The sequence below is a fragment of the Paenibacillus sp. FSL H3-0321 genome (assembly GCF_038002865.1).
Classification (GTDB): domain Bacteria; phylum Bacillota; class Bacilli; order Paenibacillales; family Paenibacillaceae; genus Paenibacillus_AQ.
The window spans coordinates 4,445,710-4,461,850 of sequence record NZ_JBBODH010000001.1 but is presented as its reverse complement, the minus strand read 5'-3'; the positions used below and the strand labels follow the sequence as shown (position 1 = coordinate 4,461,850).

The 16,141-nt window shown below is 50.1% G+C and carries 13 protein-coding genes and 1 tRNA gene; 9 read left to right on the top strand and 5 right to left on the bottom strand.

What is annotated here, in order from left to right:
* Positions 1-16: 16 nt before the first annotated feature.
* The 4 genes from MHI45_RS19940 to MHI45_RS19925 all read left to right on the top strand — a co-directional run bounded on the left by MHI45_RS19940 (position 17) and on the right by MHI45_RS19925 (position 3,711).
* On the top strand, positions 17-1,006 hold the full coding sequence (locus tag MHI45_RS19940; protein WP_038584810.1) for a LacI family DNA-binding transcriptional regulator: 990 nt from the start codon (positions 17-19) through the stop codon (positions 1,004-1,006).
* A gap of 100 nt (positions 1,007-1,106) precedes the next feature.
* Entirely contained in the window at positions 1,107-2,102 is a 996-nt protein-coding gene (locus tag MHI45_RS19935) for an N-acetylglucosamine kinase (RefSeq protein ID WP_076113423.1), read from the top strand.
* A 6-nt stretch (positions 2,103-2,108) separates the two neighbouring features.
* Positions 2,109-3,443: a 6-phospho-beta-glucosidase gene (locus MHI45_RS19930; RefSeq protein WP_076113424.1), complete on the top strand. Its 1,335-nt coding sequence runs from the start codon at positions 2,109-2,111 to the stop codon at positions 3,441-3,443.
* Positions 3,444-3,519: 76 nt separating this feature from the next.
* Entirely contained in the window at positions 3,520-3,711 is a 192-nt protein-coding gene (locus tag MHI45_RS19925; protein ID WP_256718228.1) for a helix-turn-helix domain-containing protein, read from the top strand.
* Between the two features lie 63 nt (positions 3,712-3,774).
* Here MHI45_RS19925 and MHI45_RS19920 read toward each other — a convergent pair.
* A tRNA-Leu gene (locus MHI45_RS19920) sits at positions 3,775-3,858 on the bottom strand.
* 186 nt (positions 3,859-4,044) lie between these two features.
* On the opposite strand from MHI45_RS19920, the gene MHI45_RS19915 reads away from it, so the two are divergent.
* From MHI45_RS19915 to MHI45_RS19905, 3 genes are read left to right on the top strand one after another with little or no spacing between them, the layout of a single operon-like run.
* Entirely contained in the window at positions 4,045-5,058 is a 1,014-nt protein-coding gene (locus tag MHI45_RS19915) for a DUF4037 domain-containing protein (RefSeq protein ID WP_076113425.1), read from the top strand.
* The gene (locus MHI45_RS19910; protein ID WP_076113426.1) at positions 5,055-5,492 is read left to right on the top strand and encodes a DUF3788 domain-containing protein; all 438 of its coding nucleotides are present in this window, start codon (positions 5,055-5,057) and stop codon (positions 5,490-5,492) included. The genes MHI45_RS19915 and MHI45_RS19910 overlap by 4 nt, the downstream gene beginning before the upstream one ends.
* 4 nt (positions 5,493-5,496) lie before the next feature.
* Positions 5,497-6,486: a hypothetical protein gene (locus MHI45_RS19905; protein WP_076113427.1), complete on the top strand. Its 990-nt coding sequence runs from the start codon at positions 5,497-5,499 to the stop codon at positions 6,484-6,486.
* Positions 6,487-6,812: 326 nt separating this feature from the next.
* On the opposite strand, the gene MHI45_RS19900 is transcribed toward MHI45_RS19905, so the two are convergent.
* A complete protein-coding gene (locus MHI45_RS19900) occupies positions 6,813-7,718 on the bottom strand; it encodes a copper amine oxidase N-terminal domain-containing protein (protein ID WP_076113428.1) in 906 nt (301 codons plus the stop codon).
* Positions 7,719-7,808: 90 nt separating this feature from the next.
* Positions 7,809-8,699, bottom strand: a complete 891-nt coding sequence (locus MHI45_RS19895; RefSeq protein ID WP_076113429.1) for a copper amine oxidase N-terminal domain-containing protein — start codon at positions 8,697-8,699, stop codon at positions 7,809-7,811.
* A 319-nt stretch (positions 8,700-9,018) separates the two neighbouring features.
* Between MHI45_RS19895 and MHI45_RS19890 the strand changes: the two genes are divergently transcribed.
* Entirely contained in the window at positions 9,019-10,818 is a 1,800-nt protein-coding gene (locus MHI45_RS19890; protein WP_341119326.1) for a helix-turn-helix transcriptional regulator, read from the top strand.
* 149 nt (positions 10,819-10,967) lie between these two features.
* Here the strand turns inward: MHI45_RS19890 and MHI45_RS19885 are convergent, their stop codons facing one another.
* Positions 10,968-14,708 carry an alpha-L-arabinofuranosidase C-terminal domain-containing protein gene (locus MHI45_RS19885; protein ID WP_341119325.1) on the bottom strand — a complete coding sequence of 1,247 codons (3,741 nt, stop codon included), beginning with the start codon at positions 14,706-14,708 and terminating at the stop codon, positions 10,968-10,970.
* 189 nt (positions 14,709-14,897) lie between these two features.
* Here MHI45_RS19885 and MHI45_RS19880 point away from each other — a divergent pair, with 189 nt between their 5' ends.
* Positions 14,898-15,323, top strand: a complete 426-nt coding sequence (locus tag MHI45_RS19880) for an LSm family protein (protein ID WP_038584778.1) — start codon at positions 14,898-14,900, stop codon at positions 15,321-15,323.
* A gap of 130 nt (positions 15,324-15,453) precedes the next feature.
* Here the strand turns inward: MHI45_RS19880 and MHI45_RS19875 are convergent, their stop codons facing one another.
* Positions 15,454-16,056, bottom strand: coding sequence for a lysozyme inhibitor LprI family protein (locus MHI45_RS19875; protein ID WP_081965642.1), 603 nt, complete (start codon positions 16,054-16,056; stop codon positions 15,454-15,456).
* Positions 16,057-16,141 lie beyond the last annotated feature (85 nt).

Below are 16,141 nucleotides of genomic sequence, written 5' to 3'. Positions count from 1 at the left end.
GCAAGGAGCGTTAGCGATGAAAGTAAGTATTTTTGATGTAGCCAAAAAATCGGGATTGTCCGTTGTCACCGTCTCCCGGGTGCTGAATGGCGCCGGGACGGTGCGGGAGAATAACCGCCAGAAGGTGCTGGATGCAATCAAGGAGCTGGATTATCGGCCCAATGCGGCTGCGCGCAGCCTTGCCAGCGGCAAGACCGGGATTATCGGCCTTATCGTAACGACACTGCAGGATTCCTTCTTCGATGCCGTGGTCAAGGAGCTGAATGACGTGCTTGCCCTGCACGGCTACTACCTGGCCATCTCCATCTCGACAGGCATCGACTTCAATGAGAACCACTATCTGATTCAGGAGGACCGGGTAGATGGACTGATTCTGCTCTCCCCGATGCAAGAAGACAATTATATTGTGGAATTGAAACGGCGGGGAATCCCCTATGTGCTGATTGATAATCAGCAGGAGGGGAATGACGCCTATTCCATCACCATTGATAACTTCAAGGGCGGCTATGCGGCGGGCAGCCATCTGCTTGAGCTTGGCCATACCTCCATCGCCCACCTCTGCGGCAATGAGATGTTCCGCAGCACACGGGAGCGGCGCGGCGGCTTCCTGCAGGCACTGCAGGAGAAAGGGCTGGAGCCGTTTGAGATTGTCCATGGCGATTTCGATATCGGCATGGGCTATGACACCGGCAAACGCTGGCTGCAGGCGGGCAAGCTGCCCACGGCTGTATTCGCCGGGGATGACAATATCGCGTTGGGATTGATCAACGCGCTGATGGAGGCCGGCATCTCTGTGCCGGAAGAGGTAGCCATCGTCGGATATGACGACCACTATATCGCCTCACAGCTGCGCCCGCATCTGACAACTTTGCGCCAGCCGGCGGATAAGATCGGGCTTGCCGCTGCCGATATGCTGCTCAGACGCATCAACGGAAATATGAAACGCGGTGCTAACATCCGGATTGATCCGGAGCTGATTGTACGTGACTCCACCTCTTCCAGGTAGAACCGCACCTGCAATCATTCCGCCTGCGGGCTTTCGAAGCCAGTTTTGTACGAAGAGATTCTGAGACGTGATGCTCACAAAACTTTAGGAGTGACGACCATTGACTTACTACTTGGGGATCGATGGGGGAGGAAGCAAAACCTATGCCCTGCTCTGCGATGAGCACGGCAATGTGCTTGGCAAGGGCAGGAGCGGCAACGGCAATCACCAGATTAGCGCTACGGAAGCCGCTGCGAGCATTCGCGAAGCCTCCTTCGCCGCACTGGCGGAAGCCGGGCTGCAGCTAGGCGATATCAAGCATGCTTATCTCGGGCTTGCCGGCGCCGACCGGAAGACGGATTATGATATCCTCCACCCGATGATACGCGGGATCGGATTTACAAATTATACACTCAGCGGCGACCCGATGATTGGACTAAGGGCGGGTACGGGCCGGCCTTACGGGGTCGCGCTGATCTGCGGCACAGGCACCAACGCCGCCGGACGCAATCCGCAGGGCCAGCATTATCAATGCGGCGGCTTCGATTATATGTACGGCGATTTCGGCGGCGGCGGCTCGCTGAATATCGAAGTGTTCCGCACCGTTATCCGCGCCTGGGACGGCCGGGAATCCCCCACCCTTCTGACTGCGCCGCTGCTGAAGCTGCTCGGCTATGAGTGGGTGGATGATATGTACAATGACTTTCTTGATCACGGCAAGCATGTGCCACTTGACGCTGCCCGCCTGTTATTCCCGGCGGCCGCCGAAGGAGATGCTGCGGCGCTAGCGATTCTGCAGCACCAAGGCATGGAGCTGGGCAAAGCTGCCGCAGCAGTCATTCACAAGCTGGGCATGGAGAAGGACACCTTCGACGTAGTGCTTGTCGGAAGCCTGCTCACCCGGGGCGACCGCGGCTGGATCCGCGGACCTATCAGCCAGGCTGTACAAGAAGCAGCTCCGCTTGCCGCTGTAGTCACCTTATCCACTGAGCCTGTGGTCGGTGCTGTCTGGTCAGCCCTGGAAAGTGACGGCCTCACCATTACCAGCGATATTTATGAGAAGATGCGTGCGTTTCAGGATTTCGATCTTATCCCTATCACAACAGGACAGGAGTGATTTATCTTGACAGCTAAGCAAGGACTGAAAATCGCCGTTATCGGCGGAGGCTCTTCGTATACACCGGAACTGGTAGAAGGATTCATTCTGCATTACAAGGAGCTCCCCGTCCGCGAGCTCTGGCTCGTGGATATTGAACAAGGACAACGCAAGCTGAATATTGTCGGCAGTCTGGCTAAACGCATGGTCGAAAAGTCCGGCCTGCCGATTGAAGTCCACCTCACCACCGACCGCCGCAAAGCCATAGAAGGCGCGGATTTCGTCAGCACACAAATCCGCGTCGGCATGCTGGATGCCCGGGGACGCGACGAATCCATACCGCTGAAATATGGCGTCATCGGCCAGGAAACGACCGGCCCCGGCGGAATGCTGAAAGCGCTGCGCACGATCCCCGTCATCCTGGACATCTGCCGGGATATCGAAGAGCTAGCACCTGACGCCTGGCTGCTGAATTTCACCAACCCGGCAGGAATGGTGACCGAAGCCGTACTGAGATATTCGAACGTGAAGAGCATCGGCCTCTGCAATGCCCCCATCGGGCTGATCAAGGAGGTATCGGCCAAATATAACGCCGCACCTGACCGGATCTATGCCGAATTTGTCGGCCTGAATCATCTGCACTGGATCACCCGCATTGATGTCGAAGGCGAAGACATGCTGGATGACATGCTGGCCGACACCGCCGGCTACAGTGCAAAGAATGTGCCCGCACGGGAGTGGAATCCCGAGTTCCTGCAATCGCTGCGCGCCGTGCCCTCTTATTATCTGAAATATTTCTATATGACCGATGCGATGCTTGAAGAGCAGCAGGAATCGTTCAAGGAAGGCGGGAATCGCGCCGAAGTGGTCAAACGTGTGGAAGAAGAGCTGTTTGAGATCTACAGCAATCTGGAGCTGAAGGAGAAGCCGAAGCAGCTGGAGCAGCGCGGCGGATCCTTTTATTCCGAGGCGGCGGTGAACCTGATGCGTTCGCTGCACAACGGCACGAATGACATCCAGACCCTTAATGTCGCCAACCGCGGTATCCTTGACTTTCTTCCGGAGGATGCCAGTATCGAGGTCAACTGTGTCGTGACCAAGACCGGACCGCTGCCGCTGCCGCTGACCAGAATTCCGCAGATGGCCAAAGGGCTCATCCATGCCGTCAAAACCTACGAGCAGCTTGCAATTGATGCCGCCGTAAGCGGTGACCGTAGCCTGGCTATTCAGGCGATGGCTCACCATCCGCTGGTCCCTTCGGTCGAGGTAGCTATTGCTATGCTTGATGAAATGCTGGAAGCGAATAAGGAGTATCTGCCCAACTTCTTCCCCTCCGCAGCGGTTCCCGCTCCGGCGCAATAAGCAACTCCTCCCCTAACTCAGAAGAGACTGCTCCCCCCTCGTATGATGCAGCGGGTGAAGCAGTCTCTTCATTTAATTGCTGATCATCACCCGGCAGATGATTTCCGACATCGCCGAGCAGTGCGGATTCAACAGCTTCTCCCAGTTCAACCGCGTATTCAATAAGCTTAGCGGCATGTCTCCGTCCGCGTTCCGTAAGCATCAGGCCACGCCCAGTCCAAGCTCAACCCTGTTGTCCTACTCAGCTGAAGCTCATTTGAGCAGCTGAACCCAATGAAAAAAAGCTCCTGAGCTGTCCGTAGGGACAATTCAGAAGCTTTCTTTGTTGGTATGCGGTCAAGAGGACTCGAACCTCCACGATATTGCTACCACTGGCACCTGAAGCCAGCGCGTCTGCCAATTCCGCCATGACCGCAAAGTATTGTTTATTGCAGTGCAGGAATTAATATATCATGATTTTAACAAGAGGGCAAGTTAATTTTTATTTAGCATTTAAATTTTGGCGTTTAAGACTAATATCATAGGTGGACCGCTTTCATAGCTATATATTATTACTAACGATTTCCCATTCGGTCACAGATCAATAACGAGGTGATTCTGTATGAGCAGGCCTTATGTAACGGCAACAAGCACCAACAAGCTTCATTTGTTCCTTGCGGAACTGGATAGCAGAATGAAGGATTTTGAATCTTTGGACGGCGTTCTGGGCATCACCTTGAACGGCGGATTATCCCGCGGGTATGCCGACGAGTTATCGGAGATAGATTTGGTTTTCTACTTGGAGTCCTCCCCGTATGAGCTGTGGAACAGTGGGCAATCCCCTATCCCCCTAGGTATTACCAGGATCGGCAGCTATCTGTATGACATCAAGATCTCAGATCTGGAAGAAGAGCAGCAGCGGTCATGGGAGAGCGTGGCGCTGTGGGATTTATCCTATGCAAAAGTCCTGTACGATCCCACGGGGCAAATCGCCAAAATGATGTCAGAAAAGCTGGCGCATACACCAGAGCCGCTGCATGCCGAAGGCTTGTTATTCAATTGCTGGTGGTATTTTCGGCTGGCCGGGGATATCTGGATTCACAGAGGTGATCCCGTGCAGGGCCACTCCATGCTCAATATGGCAGCGATCCGCTTGCTGGAGGCCTTATTTATTGCCAACCATGAATATGTGCCGCATGAGAAATGGCTGGTCCACATGAGCAGAACGCTGCCATGGACTCCGGACTGCTGGGAAACAAGACTCAAGGAGATGATGAGCACCGGGGACCTCTCCAAGGATAGTCTGATTGTAAGACAAGCCATAATCGAGCATCTTTGGCGGGAAGTCGATTCTTATATCATCAGTAAGGAATGTCCGGGCTACAACTTGAATGTAATGCACAAAACCTTCTATGATCTGCTGAAATTTCTGCTGCCTAAAGACAGTCTCCCCATCAAGGAATGGACGGATCGCATGGGTTTATCCATGTTGTCGCGAGAACCTTTTGTCCGCTTTACCTCCGTCACGAAAGACCAAATCATTGTAGATAAGCACAAACTTCTATCCATTCAACCGGAGGAACTAGACTCGTGGTTTGCGGCCTTAGTAGAACAAATTAAGGAGGAGTCAGAGTGAATAGCCAGCGATTATGTGATAAAGAAGTTGTTCCTACGGAAGAACAGATCTATACGTTTCTTGGCGCAGAGGCCAAGCAAGCATGGATCGAACTCAGCCGCTTTGCCGAGCAAAACTACGATCACCAGCCAGAACTCAATTTTGGCGGAAAAAATTATGGCTGGAATGTGAGATACCGCAGGAGCGGGAAGACCTTATTTGCTATGTTTCCGGAAAAAGAGGGCTTTACCGTTCTGCTTGTACTCGGGAAAAAGGAGATCGAAGCGTACACGGCTAGAATGGAAGAGTTCGGGGCATATTTCAAATCGGTGTATGAAGCTGCTGCTCAATTCCACGATGGACGATGGCTATGGATTAAAGTGCATTCTATAGATGAACTTAAAGATATTGAGCAAATGATCCTGATCAAGAAAAAACCCAAGAAGCGGGGGTGATTGGATGAACTGGAGAATTAAAGAACGGCTGCATTTCGGAAAAGAACGGAAGCTTATCGACGGCTACTGCCACTTTGGCTTTCATAATCCACAAGGGACCCGGTATATTCTAGACCATGATACACACTGGGTTGGGGAAATCGCGGCGGATACGGACACTCTGAACTGGACGGCCGGAAATCAGATCGTCAGAGAACATGTTAGGCATATCTATGCGGATATCCTCAACCCTACTTATATTACCTTTCCGGATAAGGAGACCGTTATCGTCGCCAGCAGCGGGAATAACAAAGTATTCGCAATTAACCCTGCTGCCGGAGAAGCCCGGTTGCTGATAGATGGAGCGGCTTGTGGATTTAAGGATATTGGGAATTGTGAGTATGATTCTGCCGGCTTCTTGTGGATTAATGAAGTGACCGGATGCCGGATCCATAAATTTGATCTGAAAGGTAATTTAATGACTACGCTAGGAACGGGTGAACCGGGATTTCAGGCGGGCACAGTATCTTTTACACAGGTGCAGTTTAACTGGATTTATGACTTAAGACGGGGAGCGGATGGAAACCTGTATGTGCTGGACAGCAAAAACTACTGTGTGCGCAAGATTGATCCCGTTAATGAAGAAGTCACGGTGATTGCGGGAACGGGAAGTGGCGGTTACACCGGAGATGGAGGATCTGCGCTCCAGGCTACCTTCGGTTCAAGCAGCGGAGAACATTTTGACGGGCCATGGTCACTATCTCTCGACGAAGCCTCCAATCTGTATATCGGAGACACGCAAAATCATGTCGTCCGCAGGGTTGACCATAGCTCCGGGATCATCACCACCATTGCCGGAACCCCGCACATCGCTTCTCCAACGGAGCATGTTCTGGATACTCCCAATCCCTTCAGCCTTCAGCTACCGAGAATATGCAGCCTCGATTATTATGACGGTCAGCTGTTTGTTCCTGAATGGGACGGGGAGCTGATTATTCTGGAAAAATGCCCATGACTGTCGTCCGGCTCAACTGCCGGTTGGAAAACGCTGCCCCTCTCCCCTCCTTGAATTCATGGTTATTCCATAGTCCGTTCCCAGGCTCTTTCTGGAGGGGTTTAGTTATGGAGAACAGTTCTATTTGGATTCAGGCCATATCCAATGTAGGGGTCGGGCAGCAATGGCTTTTTATCTAATGGTCAGTTACCGCAAGACCATTGATGATTTAAAAACCAATGTCCAAGAGTTAAAAGAAAGTGTCCGCGACCTTATACAAGCGCTCAAAGAGAAGGGCTGACTACTGAAGAAATCGGGGACTCGAAATTACCGAGTTCCCGGTTATCTTAATTTTCTTCCGGAAAATTAATAATAATATCGCTCAATTGTTTAGGATTTGCAACTGTATGAGAGAACTCTGCCGATCCATCCATACCAATAATCCCATACTCTCCTTTATCGTAAACAAACTTTTCATCATTAAAATAGATTAGCCGAGACATTAATTTAGGCTGCACACCCCAAAGAGTATCTATGCCTGTATCTAAAAATTTAGCCAACGGACTAGACGAGTTCTTCTGATTTGAAGCCACCATTTGACCTTCCCAGACAAGGCTCATATATCCGTTTTTCATCTCGTAATAGTAAATGCTAGTATACAAAATGAAATAGAACTTAGAATAGTCTTTTTCATTAAAAATATAGCTGTAACTATGACTTTCCGGACGCACAGTGGATATATAAAATTGAACCCTTGGCATCCCAGTAACAGCTAATCTGGCTTTAGCCAGATCGCCGCTTTTTATCTGGGTTTGAGTTTCAGGATCTGGAGAAACAAGCACAATACCGTTATTTTTTGAATCCCAATCGACAAGCACTCCGAAATTTTCGCTGATGAATCGCAGAGGAACATAAACTGTGTTCCCCTTCACAAGAGGAGGCCTATCCAAGTCTAGTTTTTTGTCATTCATCATCGCAACATCACTGTTTATGACAAGACTCAATCTATCAGAGGTGGCCTTGTTAATAATTAATACTGTTTTGGACCTGCTGTCCCAATTCACCTTGTAACCCAAAGATTGAACGGTACGAATAGGAACGTAACTAATACTGTTTTTAATCAAAGGTGCAGCCAAATCAGTTAAAAAGCTTCCATCTACATTTAACTGAATAGGCTTTGCTGCACTAGCTATACTGTTTAATGAAAATAAAATAAAGAAAGTGCTAAGAATTGAAATTAATGTTTTTTTCAATTTAATCCACCCTTTACTTTTTAGTTGATATAACCATTTAAAAATACTTCAGTTTAAAGTAAAGCTAAATAAAGAGAAAGTAGACCCTGTCTAATTCACAACTTTATCCGTTCGAACTTCATCAGGAATGGATTGAAGCATTCCAACTAAAAGATTTGAACTATCGTCTCGCATGCTCCTTAAAACATCTTTTGAATCCACTCTACCATAGGTTACATCTTTTGAATCTCTCGCAAGATCAAAGTAAACCTCATTTTTTTCTGGTTCAGGTCGCTTTCCATACTCTTTTGAATACACACCTGATTTGCCTACTTCCTCTACTCCCTCCCAAACTAAATAGGTTAGATCATTTTTAATCTCATAATAGGAAACTAAATTTCCCCATACGTGGTAGTATCGCAAGACCTCACCTTCAGGGAAATACAACTGATGGGATGACATTTCTTTACTTGAGGATAGTTTATTTTCTCCAATCAAAGGAAGAGACAGGGCAATTTTACGAGCAGCGAGTAAATCATCGCCCTGATATAAGGTAGAATAGGTATTTATCTTATCCCAACTATGAATAATTATTTCATTTGCATCTTTAACCCATTTCACCTCTGCTTTAAAAGCTTCACTAATGAAACGTAAAGGGACCATAATCCGATTATTTTTGACTTGAACAGAGGACTCCAATTTTATTGTATTCCCTCCATACGTAACCTCTTTTTCTCCTGCTTTAAGAACTAACTTATCCTGGTTCACTTTTGTTGTTACAGTAACTGTTTTATTTATTGAATTCCAATTCAAATTAAGATTTAACTTTCTCAGGGAATCTAATGAGACCATGGTTATTCCATTAATTATGACAGGTGGTGAATCTGAACTGACTACTTCACTATTGATAATAAGAGTAACCGGTGATTTTGCATATATTGGTATTGAACTACACAAAAATACTAAACACATTACTAATAAAATACTTATCATTTTTTTCATATTTCTACATACCTCCCATTTTTTAGACTCATTTATAATAGACGCAACCAAACATGCAAAAGTTTTTCAAAAAAAAAATTGCGAACGTTACGCATCTCCTCTAAATTCATTTACATGTGAGCATTTTGAAGAAGTTACCTCTTCTGTTCCTGAATGGGACGGGGAGCTGATTATTCTGGAAAAATGCCCATGACTGTCGTCCGGCTCAACTGCCGGTTGGAAAACGCTGCCCCTCTCCCCTCCTTGAATCCATGGTTATTCCATAGTCCGGGATTATAATGAAATTACGACGTCGAATTCAATTTCGGGAGAGGTAATTATGATCAGTAGCGAAAAAGTCGGCAAACGCATCGCCATGCTCCGTAAAGAAAAACAGCTGTCCCAAGAACAATTGGCCGAACAGCTCAATGTCACGGCTCAAGCCGTCTCCAAATGGGAAACAGGGAAGTCCCTGCCCGAAACCGCCACCCTTCCTTTGCTGTCCAGTGTACTGGGCCACCCCATTGACGGCATTTTGCTGCCCCAGGAATTAGTCGTACTTTCCGCCGTATACACAGACGGCCGGGATTCCCATGATGTCACCCACTTTGTGAACCAGTTCGTGGCCGGCAACAAACTGTCCTTCACCGTCAGCGATCATATCTTTCCCGGCTGTCTGTCCGGCGACCGCTCCAAGGTGCTGATTCTCAGATATGAGACGCCTGCGGGAATCTATTCAGCCTATGCGCTGAAAGAACAGCTTCTGACGATTGATGTCCATTCCAAAGGGTATACCTCCGGCAAAAGCGGACTGGAATTTGTGTACGCCTCCTATGGAAATGAGCTGATCCACCGGAATGTTTTGAAGAAGATGCAGCATTATGAGTTCTTTCAGTGGGAGCATTTCACGGTCAGCCACGAGCTTTTCCCAAGCCTTATCGACAATGAGGGCAACGATTATCTGCTGCTCCTCTACTTGAATGCCGAGGGTATTCATGCGGTAAGCTGTGCCGAAGGTGAGCAGATTCACTACAGCCCGGACCGGACCCGCCTCTTTGCCATCCAACCGTCCCGGCAGCATTATATTGTTGAGAATGTAGGCCGACTTGGCTTCGGCCAAGGAATGGACTGTTCATGGGCAGGAGCCTTCTATCTGTCTTTGAGCACAAGGGGGATTGAGACTACCTATGAGCAGGTAATGGGGGTGTCCGGGGCATGCTGGAGAATTTCTTTTACACCTGTGTGGGATTATAGCTCAGCCGATGCGCTCGTAGCCTATGATTATTCAGCTGCTGCCCATAAAGCCTATGGTCTTACAGCCAGCCGGGCGAACCGGCTTACACCGGAAGAACGCAAACAGGAGAAGCAAAAACTAATGGACAGCATTCGGAAGCATCAGCTGCCGATAGCGATCAACCTCAGGGTTGCCCCCGAGTGGGGCGTAATTACAGGGTACTTGGACAATGGGGATACCCTGCTGTGCCGCAGCTATTTTGACGGGGAAACCTTCGAGGGTCTGCACGACGATCCAGAGTTCCAGAGCGATATGAGGGTCAGCAAGGGCTATTTATATGTGGACCATTGGCCTTATATGCTAATGCGCTTTGACAGCCAGGCTCATATACCGTCAGCTCTGGACAACTTCTATGCTTCGCTCAGGGTCAAGCTGGACTCTATGAGGGCCGATGACAATAGAGGGTACCGGCTCGGCTATAAGGCTTTTGATACCTGGTGCGAAGGTCTGCTCAGCAGCCGGTGGTACCAAGATGCAGAAACCTCTGATTTTGGACGCAGGTTCGGCGTAAACTACTTTTGCATGATGGCACTAACCGATGCCCGTAGAAGCGCCGCAGCTTACTTAAAAGCATCGCTGCCGCTGCTGCAGCATCCTGCCGAAGCCGGCGCGCTGGCTGAGATGGCCGGGGTGTATGAACAGATCGACGCCTTACTTGAAGGTTTTTACAAGGAAATGACCGATCCAGCTTCTATAGAGCCGGGCGTTTCCCCCCGCCCGTTCTGGACGAATGAGCACCGAAGCCGGCAGGCGGAGCTACTGCAAACCGTAAGCATGCTCGAACACCGTGGAGATGAGCTGGCTAAAGAGATACTGGAGAACAGCCAGCGCCATGCAGAGGCTTAAAGACTTTCTTCATAAATAGAAGTATAGGAACAAATGATAAAAGAACCTGTGGCCCTTGAACTGGGTGACAGGTTCTTTTGTTCAGCTTATTTGAGGATCACGTGGGCAAATCCTGGCGAAAGCCTGCATTGTACAGAGCAGACGCTTCTTTATGCCTTAAGATCCAGCACCAGCACATTCACCGAGTTAGCAGGCAGATTAAGAACAATATTGCTGCTGTTCAGTGTAATCTCCCGCTCGTCAGGCACGATTCGCTCATTGTTCTTCTGGTTTACATTAGGCACATGTACAAGCTGGGCTTCGCCGGTCAGGGTGATCAGCTTCGCGGCTGCCTCGACCTTCAAATCTTCAAGCTGCAGCTGCGTTATTTTGTCTACATCATCGGCATTCACAAGCTTTACATACACATGCTTCGCGTCTTTTGTAACCGAGTTGAAGATCTCTCTGTTGTAGGCCTCCAGCTTGTAGTCCAGCACCTTGCTGGCTGCTCTGCCGTCCGTATACGAACAGATCAGGCTCTCTCCGGTTTCACCACCGTAATTCACTGTAATCGTGTATTCCGTGTTGTCGGAAATCTCTTCATAGCTGGCTGCTCTAAGATTGCCTGCCGCCGTGCTGGAAGAGTAGTCGCCCAAGGTATAGGCTTCCACACCTTGCTTGTACACCTTCACACCGGTAGCATTGCCGCCATAGCTGATAGCATATTCGAGGACGTCCTTGTTCTCCGGTGAAATGTCAGTCAGCCCTGCGCCCACGTAGAAACCGTCCTCCCCCGCGATTCGCGAAGCAACAACCTCCACCTTGTAATCGGTCCAGCTGTCATTCAGGATGTACAGGCCGTTCAGCCCGCTGGCCTGCGCCTTAAGTACAAGCCCTTTATCCGCCTGAACGGTATACCCTGCGGAACCGGGGATGGCCTGCCAAGCCGGAGCCAGCGTCTGTGTAAAGTCCTGATCAAGCAGCACACGGCCATCCTTGTTCGACGTTACGGTCACGCGCTTCACCAGAATATCAGCATTGCCTGCCGCCACTTCAATTCCGCCATGAGGAAGGAGTGCTGCCGGTTTGCCGTTTCTATACGTGGAGAAGGAGGTTGCCAGTACTTTATTGCCCAAATATTTGGCATACAGCTGCTGCACATAATAGTTCGGGGTGAACCACACCGTCTCATCGTCGAACCAGATGCAGTCCGGTGTCCAGCGGTAGGTCCCGTCCGTCAGCACCTTGTTGAACAGCGGCGCATAGGCGGCGAGCAGAACGACATCCGCATTGTTTTCAAATCCGGTCATAACCGCTGCCTCTGCTACTGCGCCAGCCAGTGTGTTTTTGTCCGTAGAAGCATATTCCCCGACAAATACCTTGGAGGTTTCCTTCCAGTCGATGCTGCCGTCAGCGTTATACGCTCTATAGTAGTAATTATACCGGTCGGCATTCGCAAGCAGATAGTCATTGGAACGGTAGTAATGCTCATCGGCAATCGTGTCCATGTAGTTGCTCTGCTGCCCGTACCAGGTTACCGTTTCTTCAATTACTTTATGCCCGTCGGCAAAAGCCACCTCAGCCGATCCGCTGAGATTGCCGCTCAGGAACTTCCAGCCCTGTTGGTACGCATCATCGTCCGCTTGCGCGCCAACCGTGGAGATAATATGCAGCTCATGCCCCGGATAGTTTTGCTCCATATAGGCATCTATTGATGTCTTGAACACTTCAAAGTTGGCGAAGAACTCTGTACCCCAGTTCTCGTTGCCTACGCCCAGATAGCGCAGATCAAACGGAGCTTCATGGCCCATCTTGCTGCGCATGGCCGCCCATTCGTTATTCTCGAAGTCCATGCTGATGGCGAAGTCGATCAGGTCGGTAAAGTTCTTGATGTAATACTCCCGTAATTCGCCTCCGGCCGGATGGGCGTAGTCCGAACGCGCCTGGCACAGCACGCCGCAAGCCATCACCGGAAGCGGAGTTGCATTAAGGTCTTCTGCCAGCTGGAAATATTCCATATAGCCGAGGCCCATAGTCATCATGTAGCCCCATACGTTGTAATTTTCTTTGCGCAGCTCAACCGCTCCGATGGAATCCTTCCAGTCATACACATTCTCCCAAATAAATGAGCCTTCAGAGATGCAGCCGCCGGGGAAACGCAGGAATTTCGGATGCATGCCGACAAGCGCGTTCACCAGATCTTTTCTCAGCCGATAGTTCGGGTTGCCCGTATAGTTGGCGTGAGCCGACCGGGAGTGCGCTTCCTCGCCTGCCCCCCATACATCCTGCGGAACCAGGGACACCATGTCGATCGAAATTTCACCCGAAAAAGCAAGCGCCAGCTGGCCAAGAGCCGTAGCCGAACCCGTCAGCACAAGCTTGGCATCCACTCCATACTTCTTCCAGGTGTTTCCGCCCTCCACTTTCACGAATACGGAATCACTGATCGCTGACCCGTCCGCTCCCTGAAGCTGCAGCGTAATTGTACCGGCTGACTCTGCCTTCGCCCAGATCGTGAAATCGTACTTCGCGCCCGTTAGTATGGACATGGCACAATTTCCGTTGGAATCAGCAAACCCTTTGTTCTGAACCACGGCGCCATCTGCCACCGTCACATAATAAGCATTTACTTCCGGGTCCTTTACGCCAAAATGTTCATTTAGTCCGCCGCTGTGCTGCGGGAGCATCTTACCGGTATCTCCGGACCACGCGAATAAGGGCTCGCGGTTCCGGCCGGTGGAGCAGCCGCATTCCCCGGAAGTATGGGAATAGGTATCAAAAGCAAAAGATTCGAACGAGCGGTTCTGCACCAGCTCAGCATAAATTCCGCCGTCCGCTGCGTTGTTAATGTCTTCATAGAACAAGCCGTACATCACCTCGCTGACATCGAGGATTTCCTTATTCCCATGGATGGTCAGTGTATATGGAGGCAGGTCCTGCGGCAGCACTGAGACGTCGAAGCTTTTTTCCATAGAGACAGGCCCCCGGGTCAGAACTGCGGTAAGGGTTGCCGCTTGAGCAGAGCTTATTTCCTGAACCTGTCCATTATCCAGAAGCGCCGCAGGCTGGCTAGATTTCCAGCTCACTTCAACTTTTCCGCCCATCAGCGAAGCCGGCAGTGACAAGTCCTTAGTGATTATGGTCGTGGGGAAGGCAAGATACTTGTCTCTGGCCAGCCTTACGATCTCTTCATTACTCAAAGAATCGCACATCACCTCAATGACCTCGTCCATCGACAAACCCGCTTTATAAATCCGCATATCCGAGAGCGAGCCGGCAAAGTCTGCATCCGCAGCAAACTGCGAACGGCCGATAAAGTTGCTGCTGTAGTTGTCCGAATCCGTAAAGGTCGCAAACCATCTGCGCAGCTGGGCATAGTTGCCGCTGGAGGTCTGGCTGATCGAGCCGTCGGCCACGGCTTCACCGTTCACATACACCACCGGACCCGCACTGCTTAAAGTGCCGCCTTGCGTACCCGTTACCGACATGGCAATGTGCATCCACTCGCCCCCGGCAAATCCTCTGCCCGGATCAACGGCCAGATCGCCGTGGGCAGACAGAGTACCGCGCAAATTACGTGTCAGGAACAGATAAGGCCCTTTCTCCCCTTTGCCAAAGTCAAAGATCCGCTCCCATACGTTAGCACCCTTGGCAAAGTTCACCCATGCAGCAACGGTTATCCCCGTGTTGTCGCTTACATCTTGAAGCAAGTCCGCCGGAAGCCGGACATACGAGGTTCCTGCATCGCCACCCGCAAATGTTGCAGCCACTCTGCCGCTCACCTCGGAGATTACCGGTGCTACCTTGCCGAAGGCCTCTCCGTTCCGCCCTTGTCCAGAGCTGTCTTTAGCGATATGGTCTGCATCCTCGAATTTGTAATGTGCAATGATTTGATCGCGGAAATTAGTCATTAGGGTCTCTCCTAACCTTTTATTCAATATAAATATGAATCAGTTTATAAAAATAAATACCATATAGCTATACTACCTCATTAGGCGGTTATTTCTCAACTTTTTTTGCCATACTCGTGGAACTAGCACAAGCCGTATCCAATCCTCTGTGTACTATAGGAGTAAATAGAACAATGAGGTGATCTGCAAATGGGCAATTCAGCAAGAGTGCGCAAGCAGGCAAAACGATTGAAAGGCCGAAAGGTCTGCATTACGCTGCATGACGGGCGTACCTATGTAGGATGGATAACCGGACTCGATCAGGGGGCGCTGATTCTCTCCAAACAGCGCAGTAGCCATAAACCACGTAGAACTTCCACCTCCCGTTCGCAAAAGGCCACAACCTCAGCATTTCTGCCGATGCTCGGATCCTTGCTCGGAGGCTCGGGTGCCGGCGCTGCCGGACTGGGCGGGGGGCTAGGCGGACTGGGCGGACTGATGGGCGGCGGACTCCGCTTCTTCGGAATGATTCAGAAAGCTATGCCGGTGATGAAGATGGGCTACGGCATGATTAAGACAATCAGACCGTTTATGAGTGGGCTTAAGGGATTAATGGGGGGCGGCGGTGGGGTTTAGCAGCTTAGGGGCTGAATAAAGAAGAACCAGCTTTGCCTTCTTTAACAAAGAACGACATCCGTTTCTTCATATATTTTCATACAATATTAAAAAGACACCCCGGGGGTGTCTTTTTTGCGATGTATCCTGTTCACTTCATATACAGCTCAACCAGCTCATAGCATCTTTCCTTCGTGACCCCTGACTGGGTCGCTGCATATTCCAGCGGCTCCATCGTTCCGCCTTCAAATTCTGCCGCTGCCTTCGCCGCCGTTTCATCTCTTTCTGTGATCCATTTTAATTGCTTTTCTTTTAATTTGGCCATTTCATCTTTCGGGAGCTGCTGCTTGAGCACCTGGTAAATCTCATTTAGAGCCGCATCCCACCGTCCGTACTCCTTGTCCGCAGCCTCGATCATCGCCGCCGTTGTCCCTTCATCAGATAAAGCCTGCAAATCCGTAAGCCCCTCTTCAATCTTATCCAGCTTCTTCAAGTAGTCCTGCTTCATCGATCCGGCGGCAGGCTCCTGCCCGGTTGCAGGCGACGCTTCCGGCGACGTTTCCTCCGGTGTGGCTTCCGGGGTTGTTACCGGGGTTGCTTCTGGTGTTGTTGCCGGTGCCGGCGCCGTTGCTGTTACTGTTTGCTGAGCAGTCTGATCCGGCTCTGCCGAATTTACCTTGCTGTCTGCATTATTACTGCAACCGGCAAATACTAAACTGCAGGTCAATAGAGTCAATATCATTGTTTTTCTCATTCTTCCTCACCCTATCATCGGTTTATAGTATATATCGTGTGGTTTGGCTTACCTTTTAGCAGAGGCTTATTTGTATATATTACCT

Coding starts and splice junctions, on each gene's coding strand:
- MHI45_RS19940 (WP_038584810.1), top strand. CDS start 17: ATGAAAGTAAGTATTTTTGATGTAGCCAAAAAATCGGGATTGTCCGTT.
- MHI45_RS19915 (WP_076113425.1), top strand. CDS start 4,045: ATGAGCAGGCCTTATGTAACGGCAACAAGCACCAACAAGCTTCATTTG.
- MHI45_RS19905 (WP_076113427.1), top strand. CDS start 5,497: ATGAACTGGAGAATTAAAGAACGGCTGCATTTCGGAAAAGAACGGAAG.
- MHI45_RS19895 (WP_076113429.1), bottom strand. CDS start 8,699: ATGAAAAAAATGATAAGTATTTTATTAGTAATGTGTTTAGTATTTTTG.
- MHI45_RS19890 (WP_341119326.1), top strand. CDS start 9,019: ATGATCAGTAGCGAAAAAGTCGGCAAACGCATCGCCATGCTCCGTAAA.
- MHI45_RS19885 (WP_341119325.1), bottom strand. CDS start 14,708: ATGACTAATTTCCGCGATCAAATCATTGCACATTACAAATTCGAGGAT.
- MHI45_RS19880 (WP_038584778.1), top strand. CDS start 14,898: ATGGGCAATTCAGCAAGAGTGCGCAAGCAGGCAAAACGATTGAAAGGC.
- MHI45_RS19875 (WP_081965642.1), bottom strand. CDS start 16,056: ATGAGAAAAACAATGATATTGACTCTATTGACCTGCAGTTTAGTATTT.